Source organism: Pseudoalteromonas sp. Z9A5 (assembly GCF_011378875.1).
GTDB lineage: Bacteria > Pseudomonadota > Gammaproteobacteria > Enterobacterales > Alteromonadaceae > Pseudoalteromonas.
Window position 1 is genome coordinate 46,617 of the sequence record NZ_WTLC01000017.1, and the last position, 13,947, is coordinate 60,563.

Below are 13,947 nucleotides of genomic sequence, written 5' to 3' on the forward strand. Positions count from 1 at the left end.
AGGTGACATTTTAGGTATTGGGGTATTGATTTTTAAGAATTTGATTACATTCGTAATTATTTAGCGTTGACGCAATATCTACAAACTAACGAGAAGGTCAAAAATCGATAAAGTCCTTGTATTGTTTATACCCTTACATTTTCACCCATAGCGGGTAATAAAAAACTAATTACCCATAAAAAATTGTACCGACCACATTTGGTACTTTTTTACGCCTGTTATTGGGGGATTATTTTGCTTGAAAACTAAACTTAAAATATCAAAGGCAATTATTTATAAGTAATTATTTTTGTAAAGAGGCCTTTGAAAATAGCAGTGTTCATAAAGGCATTAGTCGGAATAATTAAAGATGGAAATGTTAATGAATGACGAATTACAAGTTCAATATACGTTAGTTGAGCAACTATCAAATAAAAATCGTCATCAAGCAAAAATTTTATCATTGCTTGATGAATGTATTTTTGAGTGCGATAAAAGTTTTTTATTAACTTATATAAACGAAGCTTGGCAAACTAGGTTAGGTTATTCAAGTGAGTCATTAATAGGAAAATCGCTTACTAATTTGATAGCTGGCAGAGATGTATTGCATTTAACTATGTATGGCTGTGGGTTAATTGAAGGTGCTGCAACTTGTAGTATTGAACTGCAAGTAAAAAATAGTGATGGTTTAGCTAACTGGTTTGAACTTAAACTTGCTTACGATAATGATGGTCGTTTTGTAGGGTCGTTGCACGACGTACAGCGCCACAAAGACTTTCAATTACGATCAACACAGCAACAGGAACATGCCAAGCGGTTGTCGTTAGTGGCGAGTCATACTAATAATTTGGTTATTATTACAGATAAGTTTGGTTTTATAGAGTGGGTTAATAATAGTTTTGAAACACTTACGGGTTATGAATGTAAGGAGGTTATAGGGCAAATCCCTGGTAAGCTTCTACAAGGTCAAAAAACGTGTGAAAGTACATGTAAAGTAATGTCTGAGGCCGTGAGAAATGGTCAACCTTTTCAAGTAGAAACAATTAACTACGGTAAAAGTGGTGAACCATACTGGGTTGCTATTGATGCTAACCCCGTTAAAGATGAGTTTGGTGAAGTTAAGCATTTTATTGCAATACAAACAAATATTACACAGCGGGTGCAAGCTGAACAAGCAATGGCTGAAATAGAATATAACTACCATTCGGTCGTTGATAATATTCCAGACATTGTATTGAGATTAGATACGCAAGGTAACTTGCTCTTTATAAATAAAGCGTGGCAGCGTTTATTTAATAGCGAAGCTCACAAAAATATTGGCTTGCCCATTATAAAATTTATTGCTCAAGATGATATTGAAAAAGTAAATGGTGCCCTATTAAATTATGAGCAGGGACAGCGCAACATTTGTCGTTTTGATATACGATTAATTAATTTTAAAGGTGAAAGTAACTGGGTCGAAATGACGCTAACCCCAATTGTAAGTTCTTACGATAAGAGTTTGTCGTCTATTGCTGCGACTTTGGTTGATATTCAAGAGCGAATTGAAGCAGAGCATGCACTACTAGAAGCTAAACATCAGGCTATAATGCTTGCCGAGTCTAAAAGTCGTTTTATGGCGAATATAAGTCATGAAATACGCACGCCTTTAAATGCAGTTATTGGCTCTGCAGATATTTTACATCATACCGGTTTAACTTCTGAACAAATGCGTTATACACAAATGATAAAAACGAGTTCAGATGCTTTGTTAAGTGTTTTAGATGATGTACTTACATATTCTCGTTTTGAAGCTCAAGCTATATCTCTCGATAATAGACCTTTTAGTATTGATACCTGCATTGAAGAAGCTATAGATATAGTTACAGGAATTGCACTGCAAAAAGGTCTGGAAGTTATTTTTGATTTATATCCAGATGTACCAGCAGAGGTTGTTGGAGACCATGCTCGAATAAGACAAATTGCAATAAACTTATTAGCAAATGCAATTAAATTCACTGAGCAAGGCACAATCACTATTACTGTTAAATGCATAAAAATTATAAATGATGATCTCACTCTGGAGCTTTGTTTTAAAGATACAGGTATTGGTATTGCAAAAAATAAACTAGAAAGTATGTTTAAGCCATTTATTCAATCAGATAACTCAATCACCCGCGAACATGGTGGTAGCGGTTTAGGGCTTGCCATTTGTAAACAAATTTGTGATGTAGTTGGTGGTGATATTAAAGTTGAGTCTGAGCTTAAAAAGGGAAGTGAGTTTATTATTAACTACCCTTTAAAAATAGATACTACTAATTCAATACAGCGAGAGGGATTTGCTGCACGCAGTAAAAAACCTAAAGTATGGATTTTAGGAAGTAATAAAGTATTGCAAAAAGCCATTAAGCATATGCTTTTACGCCACTCTGTAACTTTTGAATGTTATGAGGAGCTTCCTCATACGCCAATAACTGATACGCCTGATGCCATTGTTGTGACCGACCCTAAAATGGTTCCTTTAGTACGTAAAGGATTAGATTCATTCCTCTTACCAAATAGACCTTGTTTACTTGTTATAGACTTACTTGGTAAAAGCTTATTACCAGAGAGCACTAACGATAATGAATTGAGACTCAATGGTCCTTTTAAAGTATCTCATATACTTCGAGGGATTCACTTATTAGAGGAACAGTTATTTCATTTAGACATAATATTTACCAATCGCGATCAAGAGGCATCGTTAAATCATTCCCAAGACTTAGAGCAATTAACGGGAATTACAGTATTGGTTGTTGAAGACAACACTAATAACCAAATAGTAATAAAACAGTTTTTAGAACAAAAGGGATGTAATGTTGAGATTGCAAGTGATGGGCAAGAGGCGATTAGTAAAGCACAAAACCCAAAAATTGATTTAATTTTTATGGATATACAAATGCCCATTTTAGATGGTATTTCAGCGACGAAGGCTATTAGGGCGTTAGATGTTACTACCCCCATTATTGCGCTAACAGCGAATGCGATTCATGGAGATAGGGAACGATTTATAAAAGCAGGGATGAATGATTATTTAGCTAAACCAATTGTTAGAGAAATACTTTATACCATGCTTGAAAAGTATGCTCCTGAGCACGCGCGTGATGCACTATATTTAAAACACACGCGTTTAGCTGAGATTTGGGAGATGATTAACTAGGAATAATTTAACTAATGTAGTAGGTATTTATATTTAATTAGTTAAAAAGTTTGGTTAATGTGAAATTTAGGCTAGTATTTTAAGCGTAGCTTAGTTTTTTTGTTTGATATTTAAAGGTTGTTTTATTGTGCTTCTCAAACTGATTTGCATTTTGCAATTCAAAATAAAAATATGCGGCTATTTAATGGTGATTTAATTTATAGATTATTTTTGTTTTTTTAAGGCACTGATTTTTAGTTCTATTTTAAATTTTTTTTAGTTTTGTGTGATTGGCACATCTTTCGCATTTACTAACTATAAGATAGAGGGAATCATCTGAAAAATTCATCGATGAATTAAATTTAGAGAATTCCCACATTTATTTAAAAGGTAGACATGATGCAAACAAATACTAAAAGTTCACAACCAAAGCAAAGCAATTGGGTATTAACGCCTGAAATTATGATTTTATCTATCGCACTTGTGGCCGTTTTGATTATTGGCATTACAGCTTTGCGAGATACGAATGTAGCGCAACCTGTGATTAATATGCAGCCTGTTACTTTTTTGCAAGATGATACTGATAATACGCAAATAGCCAATAATACATTCGATTCTCAAAATACTAGCTATGCACAAAATGAAACAGTAAGAACTAATGATAAACATAGTAATATTCGCTCAAACTAATATGATTTAATGCTGGTAATGCAACATTGCCAGCTTTTTCGCTAACTCTTCTTTTAATGCCTCTTTTTTAATCCTCAAAATACTTCACAGCTTAAATAATATTTATTTGGTGTTAACTTAAGTAATTGACTAGTCTTAAATTGATCAAAATATGACTTGCAAAGTGAATTGCAAAATGAAAATACTGAAAATAATTATTAACGTTCAAAAATAAACCATTAAGTCATTGAATTTATTTGGTTTATATTTATTTCTTTGCGGGTGTCTTGGTCTGTAAATTGCTATTAGTTAGATAGGTACTAAGAATAAATTAAATTGGAGCAGACAATGAATGCATTTAAAACTTTAGATTCAGAAAACCCAGTTGATCTTGCAAGGTGGCATGAGCTAGAGCGTATTATGTCTGATGCAATGAAAAATGATTATTTTAAAATGGTATATCAACCACTCTTATCTTTAGGAACAGGGCAGCTGGTTGGTTTTGAATCGTTAATCAGGTGTCAGTCGCCACGTTTTGGTATTGTAGGACCTGACGAGTTCATACCACATGTTGAGCAATCCGGCATGATATTAGAGCTTGGAGATTGGATTTTTGAGCAAAGCCTTTCTGACTTAAAGCAGATGCTTAATTTTGGTATGACTGGTATTACAGTGTCGTTAAATATTTCACCTGTTCAGATATTAAATGGCAATATTTTTTCTAGAGTAATGTATTTACTTGATAAACATCAAATTCCACCAAGTGCAATTAAAATAGAATTGACCGAAACAGCATTAATCCACAGCCCTGAAAAAATAGAGAAGGTATTCGAAAACTTTCACAAAGAAGGGGTTAAAGTATGGCTTGATGATTTTGGTACCGGGTATGCGTCTTTGGGTTTGTTGCGCCAATTTAATATAGACGGTTTAAAAATTGACCGCAGTTTTGTGAATGGTATAGCGACTAATAACGAAGACTTTACTTTGTGTAGTGCCATTATCGCGATGGCACAGAGGTTAGGTTTAGAAACTGTTGCAGAAGGAATAGAAGAAAATGAACAGCTGCAAATTTTAGAGCAACTTGGGTGTGATATAGCACAAGGCTATTTAATTGATAAGCCGCAGAGTTTAGCGAGAAACGTCGCTAAATGGGCAAAGTAGTATTAAATCTATTTTTCATATTGATTTGCAAAATGCAAAAAACGAATTACTCTCAATGTATACACTATTTTTCAGTTTTTATTATTTCACAAGAAACCGTTTTTAACTTTAGTTTAAAACAATAAAAACGCTGAAGGTTATATATGCCAGTACCTGAGCAATTTATCGATAAAAGTATCACCGATCCACAAATTTTAGCGCAATTAGAAAAGGATGTTGGATTAGAAACACTGATTAAATTAATAAACTTATTTATTGATGAGTTAGGTGTTATGACAACTGAGTTAAGTAATGCGATAGAAAAAAGCGATGTATTAAAAGTTAAAGATATAATGCACATTCTTAAAAATTCAGCGGCATTATACGGAGCAACTCCTCTAGCTACTTTAGCTGGTCAACTTCATGATTTCCCTCCAATAGTAGAACAAGAAAATTTAAACCTAGCTATAATTATTAAGCACAATATAAATAAAACTCGTCATGCCTACCAAGTCATGGTTCAAAGTATAGCCATATAGGAGAAGGCAATGAGCAGTAAACAGGACAAAGGGTTGGTTTATATTGTAGAAGATAGCATCGCTAGTGGAGCGCTATATGCAAGCCAACTAGAGCAAGTTGGGTATGAGTGTAAGCATTTTGCTGATGGTTACTCTGCATTGGTTGGGATTAAAGAACAAATGCCTCTTGTTATTGTACAGGATGTTTGTTTACCCGATATAAGTGGGCTTGAAGTTCTTCAGTTTGTTAATAAACAAGATAATCCAGCAAATGTAGTAATGATTACTTCAAATAGCTCTATTGATGTAGCTGTTGAAGCAATGCGTTTGGGTGGCTTTGATTTTTTAGAAAAACCGTTTACAGGTCAGCGATTGATCAGTGCAGTTGAAAGTGCACTAACGCCTAAAAAGCAAGTGAAGATAGTACCTGAAGTTAAAAACAATAATAAAAATGAAGACTTCGTTGGTGAGTCGCTAGCAATGCAAACAGTATTTAGATTACTCGACAGTGCTGCTCGTAGTAAAGCATGTGTGTTTATTACTGGCGAAAGTGGCACAGGTAAAGAAGTATGTGCACAAACCCTTCATGATTCGAGCCCTCGCAGCCAAGGTCCTTTTATTGCAATAAACTGCGCCGCTATACCAACCGAATTATTTGAGTCTGAATTTTTTGGGCATGTTAAAGGGGCATTTAGTGGCGCTTTAAGCGATCGTAAGGGCGCAGTTGAGGTTGCTAATGGTGGAACGTTATTTTTAGATGAATTGTGTGAAATGGAGCTTAACTTACAGGCTAAGTTATTACGCTTTTTGCAAACTGGTATATTTAGTAAAGTGGGTAGTAGTGAAGTATTGCATAGTAATGTTCGTCTAGTGTGCGCTACAAACAGAAATCCTGTTGTAGAAGTCGCAGAAGGGCGTTTTAGGGAAGACTTATACTATCGGCTAAATGTTATTCCTGTAAAGCTCCCTCCGCTGCGTGAGAGAGGTAACGATATATTGTTATTGGCTGAGTATATCCTTAAACAAAAAAGTGAGAGCAATGCAAAAAATTTCAATGCATTTGCTGATGATGTAAAACAGCTTTTTTGCAATTATGATTGGCCTGGTAATATTCGTGAATTACAAAATGTTATTGAAAATACGGTTGTAATAAATGATGGAGAAATTGTTGAGTTAGATATGCTACCAAGCTCCTTTGGTTTAGGATCAGCAAAGCCCGCAAGTAGCACTTCGTCAGTATCACATATTATTGCCAATACACTTGGCTCGCCTATGGTTGCCCATGATATAGAACCACTTTGGCAAGTTGAAAAAAGAGCTATAGAGTCAGCAATTAGAGTTTGCGAGGATAATATACCTCTTGCTGCGGCTTATTTAGGTGTAAGTGCTTCTACAATTTACAGAAAAATTAAAGGTTGGTCGTAAGTCATAATAATCAAAATTATTAATATAATTATATTACTCGATTACAATTTAGATGGTTGAAAATTAGTTACATGCCCAAAGCTCTACTTAGTAAACGATTTATAACATTTCTTAAGGAGAATATTATGAGTAATAACACATTAAAACCCGCATCTAAATTGTCTGAACTGATTGTAAGTAATACAGAGCGAGAACAGGTTGATATTACACAGCGTATTACAGATGCTCCATGGAAAATGATAGTAGTTTATCGTGGTCAGCATTGTCCTATGTGTACCAAACAGTTAAACGCACTGGCTAAAATGACTCAAGATTTTAAAGATATTGGTGTAGAAGTAGTTGCTGTAAGTGGTGATAGCCATGCTCAGTTAGAAGCACACTATGAAAAACTAGACGTTAATTTTCCTCTTTATTATAACTTAACGCTTGAGCAAATGACTGAGCTAGGTTTATACATTAGTGAACCTAGAAGTACTACAGAGACAGATCATCCATTTGCAGAACCTGCAATTATTGTTTTAAACGAGCAGAACCAAGTTCAAGTTTTAGATAAATCAAATAGCCCGTTTTCGCGTCCTGATATGCAGCAGTTACTGTCTGGTATTCAATATACGCGTGAAAATGATTATCCTATTAGAGGAACATTTTCTTAAGTAGTTAGGTACTAATTTAGGCGCGTTTAACAACGCGCTTGATTTTATATTTAATTATTTTTAATAAATTTACTTGAAAATAATTTTACCGTCCATATATAGTTAAGTAGGACGCCTGATGGGTCCTAAATTAAACTTAAACAATTGAAATTTATATTATTAATTAAAATTTGCTTGAGCTTGTTCAATAGAAAAGCACATGCAAAATATCGCTTAAATATGAGGATATTATTATGCGTACAGTAGACTTATCACCACTTTATCGTTCATTTATCGGCTTCGAACATTTAGCATCACTTATGGATGCGGCAGCTAGTACAGACAAGCAGCCAAGCTTCCCTCCATACAATATAGAAGCGCTTGATAAAGACAAATACAGAATCACTATGGCCGTAGCAGGTTTTAGCGATAGTGAATTGACCATTGAGTCAGAAAACAACACATTAAAAGTTGCAGGTATTAAAGCCAATAAAGATGAAACTAACCAACGTAAGTTTATTCATCAAGGTATAGCAGAGCGTAACTTTGAACGTAAATTCCAGCTTGGAGATCATGTAAAAGTACTTAGTGCAGATTTAGCTAATGGCTTATTGAGCATAGAGTTACAGCGTGAGATTCCTGAAGCACTTAAACCACGAAAAATTGAAATTGGTAGTGGTAACTTGCTCGAAGGTAAGTAAACCTATTTAACATTAGTTCCCCCCTGATTATTTAGCCGCCTCAACTGAGGCGGTTTTTTGTTTAAAGCGCTTCTAAATTATTAAGATAGTAGGTTGCTTGTTGTAGTGTTTGTTCTTGAAGCGTTTTATCTTGTTTATCCCAGTTTTTATAGACCATACCAATACGCGGGTTTTTTTCTAACCTGTCTCTGTGTCTATCCATAAAATGCCAATACAAGCTATTGAGCGGGCATGCTTTATCACCTACCTTTTGTTTAACATCGTATTGGCAACTTTTGCAATAGTCACTCATTTTATTAATGTAGTTCCCGCTTGCTGCATAGGGCTTTGTTGCAATGATCCCATCATCGGCAAACTGGCTCATTCCTCGAGTATTAGGCATTTCGACCCATTCTATGGCATCTATATAAACACCTAGGTACCAGTTATCTACTTCATCAGGATTAATTCCTGTGAGCATACAAAAGTTCCCAATAACCATTAGGCGCTGAATATGATGAGCATAAGCGGTTTCAAGGCTTTGTTTGAGTGAATGACTTAGGCAATTCATTTTTGTAGAGCCATTCCAAAAATAAGATGGCAATTTATTTTTGGCTTGTAGTTGGTTTTTTGTTGCGTAGTCGGGCATGTTAGTCCAATAAATAGCGCGTACATACTCTCTCCAGCCCAATATTTGTCTTGTAAACCCTTCTACTTGCGAGAGTGATATCTCATCAGGTCTTTGCTCATATTCATTTATTACACGTTTAATTACATATAATGGGTGGAGTATTTTTGCATTTAGAGCAAACGATAAACGGCTATGATACAAGCTGGTATTGTTTTCACTTTGATCTGTCATTGCATCTTGAAAATGACCAAATCGACTAAGCAAGTGCTCACAAAAGTATTCGAGAGATTCAATGGCTTGTTTACGCGTTGTAGCCCACTCTAATGTATGCTCATTTAGTTGATCAAAATAAGCGACTTTGTGTTTATTTAAACGTGAAACGATACTACTTACATCATTGTTGAATAGCTTTGGTCGTGGGATATTTGCTAAGTCGTTTTTAGAAAATTTATTACGATTATTACTATCAAAATTCCACTTTCCGCCAGTTGGCTTTGCATCGTCAATTAATATATTAAATTGCTTACGCATAGCGCGATAAAAGTGCTCCATTGTTACATGCTTATTTTTTTTGAAGCGTGTATTTATATCACCAAACGGTAATAAAAAATGTTCTGTGTCTGTAGCAGTTACATTCAATGAACTATTATTTTGAAATAAGGTTAATTGTGATTTAAGTCTAAACTCATCTGGGTATTGGTACTCAATAGTATCGCATTGATATTTATCGGCAATTCGCTTAAGTAATTCAACTAAGTTTTGATCATCACAAGTATCATCTAATGTTAAATGTAAAATATTAAAACCAGCACTTTTTAATGCGACTGAAAAATTCTCCATTGCGTTAAAAAAAGCACATAATTTTTGAATATGATGCTTAACGTAATCAGTTTCTTGTTTAAGCTCTGCAATAAGATATAAGGTTTCACTGTCTTTTTGTTTAAACCACGAGTGAGATGGATTTAGTTGATCGCCTAAAATGAGCCTAAGCGTTTTATAGTGTTTCATGACAAAGCCAAACAAATACCATACGAGCTAATTTAAGTAGACGATCGTTTTATTATTTAATAATTGGAGTTATAAATATGAGTACATTAACAAGGCTTTTTATTTTATTAATGGGTATAAGCCCTATGGTTTGTTTTAGTGCCACTACTGCAATTTATAAATGTGAAACAAGTAATGGGGTTGAATTTAGCCAACAACCATGCGCAGATAATCCTCAACTATTGCATTTAAATGTACAAAACCCGAACGATAAAAAACAAAATGATCTTAAACCAAGTAATACCAGTTCGATAAACAATATTGATTCTGATATAGATTCCTATATAAAAATAACCGCATTAAAAAAACAAATTATTGAGCATCAAGATAAAATTAAAACTTATAAAATTGAAATGCAAAAGCAGGTTAGCGTTTTGAATAAAAAGTCGGATTCACAAAAAGATAATTTAGCTGGAGCTAAGCGAAGTGTCGCGATTGCGGAGCAAATAATGGCAACTATATCGCGTTTTGACGTGCTTATTAAAAATGAACAAGTAAGCATAGATATACTTAACCAACAACTCAGACGACTTAGTTCTACTAAGCAAAATGATACTTACAGTAATGAAAATAAAAAAATAGATACTTTTATCCGCAAACAACAGATAGAGCGTGAAGTTAGAGAATCTAACAATAAAATAATAACGTTTAGTAATGAACTCAAAGAAGAAACATTGAAGTTAGAAAGTAGGCTAAGTAATGGAACAAACTACGAAAAGGATGCCGAATTTGATAATGCGTTATCAAAACGAATGAGTGCATTAAACACTCAATATAATTTATTAATAGAAGTTGAGCATAAAAAGCTTAATCGTCTAAATGATGAAATAAGCTTTTTACCATAAAGTTACGTTTCGCTATTTGTTTTCTTTTCTATTTGTTGCTTAAGAGAAACAACATTAGAAACATTAAAGAGGATATTATTTGCAAAGTTTGTAAAAAACCTTAAAACTTTCTGCCATGCTAATTGACTTTCTACACTAAAAAGTCGCCCTAAATGCTCTTCCAAAGTCGAATAAAAAGCATCACATAAGATTTTGATATCAACTTGTTGAATATGACCGTTTTTTAAAAAAGCTATATGATGTGATAAAAACGGAGCAACAGATGATGGGTTATCTAGATTTTTAATTATGCGCTCTAACACACAGTAAAGCGTATAACTTCTTTCGTTAAATTGTGCAGCTGTTAAGTAACCCATGGTGATATCAGACTCAACTAACTTACCATGAAAACGTGCCGTAAAAGCATGGAAGTTTGGTTTTATAATAGTAAGGCTTTTTAACAGTACTGGTTGATGTGTATTCATTAAATGCCTCGTTGCATTAAGTATAATTTTTATTATTGTATTAGTGATTGATTCTTATTATAGTCAGGAACTCAGATATCGCACGCTTTTTTGATATTAAAGTATTGGTTTGTTGTTAAGCTTATGATTTAACCTCGCTTTTGTTGTTGTAAATAAAATTATTTTTTTGTGAAATAATAATACCTTGAGTTTTTCTGGAATTATTTTTTAAAATTCTATTCAACATTTTAATTACATATGTTGAGTTTGCCTATTTTAAAGATTCGAGTTTTTATAAAGTTATTAGTTATTATGGTTGCTAATTATCCCGCGCATCCTTATAATAGCTGCCATTGTTTAGCATGTTGTAAAACAGCTAACAGCGATATTAATTAAATTTGATATCTATTGGCGCGGGATGGAGCAGTCTGGTAGCTCGTCGGGCTCATAACCCGAAGGTCGTCGGTTCAAATCCGGCTCCCGCAACCAATTCTAATAAGTGTAAGCTTATTAATTTATATCGCGCATTCTAAGTAATGCGCGTTTTGCGTTTAAGCTAGTGTAGTTTAATTTGGTCAGATTGCTGACTCGCAACCAAGCTCGGCCCTAGGCCACACAGTTTTATGCTTTTTGGTGTGACGCCCCGCTTGGTTCGGGGCGTTGTTGTATCTGCACCTTACGGTTTGATGGCAATTGTCATTAAATTAAATTTAAACTCAGTATTTTAGGGCTATAAGCCCTTTTTTTGTTTGTATGGAGGATTTTCGTGACAAAACTTGAACAAGATTTAGTAACCATGTTGTCGCCAGCGGTAGAAATGTTAGGCTTTGAATTACATGGTCTTGAATTTGTGCAAGCGGGTCGCCATTCTACCTTAAGAGTATACATTGCTCATGAGGATGGGATCTCAGTTGATAACTGTGCGGATGCAAGTCGCCAAATTAGTGCGATTTTAGACGTCGAAGACCCGATTACAAATGAATATGATTTGGAAGTATCGTCTCCTGGTGTTGATCGTCTATTATTCAAACAAGATCACTACGAGCAGGCGCAGGGAGAGGAAGTACGCGTGCGTACTAAACTTCCACAAGATGGTCGTCGTAATTTTAAAGGCGATTTAGTAACAGTTAGCAGCGATATGATCACACTATCTAGCGATGGTGCAGAGCATCTAATCATGCTTAGTAACATCGAACGTGCGAATTTAATCGCGAAGTTTTAAATTCGAGCGCGAAGGAATAGGGCAAGCGAGGCATTACCCATGGCAAAAGAGATATTATTGGTTGCTGAAGCCGTTTCCAATGAGAAAGCGGTTCCAAAAGAAAAGATTTTTGAAGCTCTAGAGTTCGCATTAGCGACAGCGACAAAGAAAAAACACGATGGCGAAATTGAAGTGCGTGTAGCAATTGACCGTAAAACGGGTGATTACGATACGTTCCGTCGTTGGCAGATTGCAGCAGTCTTAGAAGATGGTTCTTTAGAGAACCCTTACAGCGAAATTACCTTAGAAGCAGCGCAGGTTGAAGAACCTGATTTGCAAATGGGTGATTACGTTGAAGAGCAAATTGACTCAATTAAATTTGACCGTATTACAACACAAATGGCTAAGCAAGTTATCGTACAAAAAGTACGTGAAGCTGAGCGTGCTTTAGTTGTTGATGCGTACAAAGATCAAGTAGGCGAGTTAGTAACAGGTGTTGTTAAAAAAGCAACGCGTGACTCTATTGTTCTTGATTTAGGCAATAACGCAGAAGCCGTTATCTACCGTGATGATATGCTTCCACGTGAAAACTTCCGTCCGGGTGACCGTATCCGTGGTCTTTTATACGAAGTTAAGCCTGAAGCACGCGGTGCACAATTGTTTGTTACGCGTTCTAAACCAGAAATGCTGATGGAATTATTCCGCATTGAGGTGCCAGAAATTGGCGAAGAAATGATAGAATTACGTGCAGCGGCACGCGATCCTGGCTCTCGAGCTAAAATCGCCGTGAAATCTAACGACAAACGCATTGATCCAATTGGTGCATGTGTTGGTATGCGTGGTGCTCGTGTTCAAGCTGTATCGTCTGAGTTAGGTGGTGAGCGTGTTGATATCGTACTTTATGACGATAACCCAGCACAGTTTGTTATCAATGCAATGTCACCAGCAGAAGTAGCTTCAATCGTAATGGATGAAGACACTCACTCAATGGATATCGCAGTAGAAGCTGATAACCTAGCGCAAGCAATCGGTCGTAATGGTCAAAATGTTCGTTTAGCAAGCCAATTAACTGGCTGGGAACTAAACGTAATGACTGTTGAAGATATGCGCACTAAAAATGAAGCCGAATCTGATAAGTTACTTAACTTATTCACTGAAAGTTTAGAAATTGATGATGAGTTTGCATCATTACTTATTAATGAAGGTTTCTCGACACTTGAAGAAGTGGCGTATGTACCTGCATCTGAATTTTTAGAAATTGATGGCTTAGATGAAGAAATGGTCGATCTTTTACGTTCACGCGCAAAAGATGCATTAACGACTAAAGCCCTTAAAACGGAAGAAAGCTTAGATGGTGCAGAACCAGCTGAAGACTTACTTGCGCTTGAAGGCTTAGAACGTCACTTAGCATTTGTTATGGCGAGCAAAGGTGTTGTTACACTTGAAGACTTGGCAGAGCAAGGTATTGACGAATTAGTTGATATCACAGAGCTTACATCTGAAAAAGCGGGTGAACTAATTATGGCTGCACGTAACATTTGTTGGTTTGCAGACGAGTAATTTATTAACGGAGGTATTAC

12 protein-coding genes and 1 tRNA gene are annotated in these 13,947 nt (G+C 35.3%); 11 read left to right on the forward strand and 2 right to left on the reverse strand.

Features of this window, described 5'->3' with window-relative positions; genetic code table 11:
* Window positions 1-361 precede the first annotated feature (361 nt).
* From GQR56_RS10420 to GQR56_RS10450, 7 genes are all read left to right on the forward strand, one after another.
* Window positions 362-3,157 carry a PAS domain S-box protein gene (locus tag GQR56_RS10420; RefSeq protein WP_240920925.1) on the forward strand — a complete coding sequence of 932 codons (2,796 nt, stop codon included), beginning with the start codon at window positions 362-364 and terminating at the stop codon, window positions 3,155-3,157.
* Window positions 3,158-3,532: 375 nt separating this feature from the next.
* Complete coding sequence (locus GQR56_RS10425; RefSeq protein WP_231613152.1) at window positions 3,533-3,826, forward strand: hypothetical protein; 294 nt, start codon at window positions 3,533-3,535, stop codon at window positions 3,824-3,826.
* 327 nt (window positions 3,827-4,153) lie between these two features.
* Complete coding sequence (locus tag GQR56_RS10430) at window positions 4,154-4,966, forward strand: EAL domain-containing protein (protein ID WP_231613153.1); 813 nt, start codon at window positions 4,154-4,156, stop codon at window positions 4,964-4,966.
* 143 nt (window positions 4,967-5,109) lie between these two features.
* The gene (locus GQR56_RS10435; protein ID WP_166111086.1) at window positions 5,110-5,484 is read left to right on the forward strand and encodes an Hpt domain-containing protein; all 375 of its coding nucleotides are present in this window, start codon (window positions 5,110-5,112) and stop codon (window positions 5,482-5,484) included.
* A 9-nt stretch (window positions 5,485-5,493) separates the two neighbouring features.
* On the forward strand, window positions 5,494-6,888 hold the full coding sequence (locus GQR56_RS10440) for a sigma-54 dependent transcriptional regulator (protein WP_166111089.1): 1,395 nt from the start codon (window positions 5,494-5,496) through the stop codon (window positions 6,886-6,888).
* Between the two features lie 125 nt (window positions 6,889-7,013).
* Window positions 7,014-7,541: a redoxin domain-containing protein gene (locus tag GQR56_RS10445; RefSeq protein ID WP_166111092.1), complete on the forward strand. Its 528-nt coding sequence runs from the start codon at window positions 7,014-7,016 to the stop codon at window positions 7,539-7,541.
* A gap of 233 nt (window positions 7,542-7,774) precedes the next feature.
* Complete coding sequence (locus tag GQR56_RS10450) at window positions 7,775-8,221, forward strand: Hsp20 family protein (RefSeq protein WP_166111095.1); 447 nt, start codon at window positions 7,775-7,777, stop codon at window positions 8,219-8,221.
* A gap of 61 nt (window positions 8,222-8,282) precedes the next feature.
* Here the strand turns inward: GQR56_RS10450 and GQR56_RS10455 are convergent, their stop codons facing one another.
* Window positions 8,283-9,839, reverse strand: a complete 1,557-nt coding sequence (locus GQR56_RS10455; protein WP_166111097.1) for a cryptochrome/photolyase family protein — start codon at window positions 9,837-9,839, stop codon at window positions 8,283-8,285.
* A gap of 77 nt (window positions 9,840-9,916) precedes the next feature.
* Here GQR56_RS10455 and GQR56_RS10460 point away from each other — a divergent pair, with 77 nt between their 5' ends.
* On the forward strand, window positions 9,917-10,723 hold the full coding sequence (locus GQR56_RS10460; RefSeq protein WP_024610136.1) for a hypothetical protein: 807 nt from the start codon (window positions 9,917-9,919) through the stop codon (window positions 10,721-10,723).
* A gap of 2 nt (window positions 10,724-10,725) precedes the next feature.
* Here GQR56_RS10460 and GQR56_RS10465 read toward each other — a convergent pair whose 3' ends face one another.
* Window positions 10,726-11,187 carry a globin gene (locus tag GQR56_RS10465; RefSeq protein ID WP_024610135.1) on the reverse strand — a complete coding sequence of 154 codons (462 nt, stop codon included), beginning with the start codon at window positions 11,185-11,187 and terminating at the stop codon, window positions 10,726-10,728.
* 391 nt (window positions 11,188-11,578) lie between these two features.
* Between GQR56_RS10465 and GQR56_RS10470 the strand changes: the two genes are divergently transcribed.
* From GQR56_RS10470 to nusA, 3 genes are all read left to right on the forward strand, one after another.
* Window positions 11,579-11,655 (forward strand) — tRNA-Met (locus GQR56_RS10470).
* Window positions 11,656-11,932: 277 nt separating this feature from the next.
* Entirely contained in the window at window positions 11,933-12,388 is a 456-nt protein-coding gene (rimP, locus tag GQR56_RS10475) for a ribosome maturation factor RimP (RefSeq protein ID WP_024610134.1), read from the forward strand.
* Between the two features lie 39 nt (window positions 12,389-12,427).
* The gene (nusA, locus tag GQR56_RS10480; protein WP_024610133.1) at window positions 12,428-13,927 is read left to right on the forward strand and encodes a transcription termination factor NusA; all 1,500 of its coding nucleotides are present in this window, start codon (window positions 12,428-12,430) and stop codon (window positions 13,925-13,927) included.
* The last annotated feature ends 20 nt before the right edge of the window (window positions 13,928-13,947 follow it).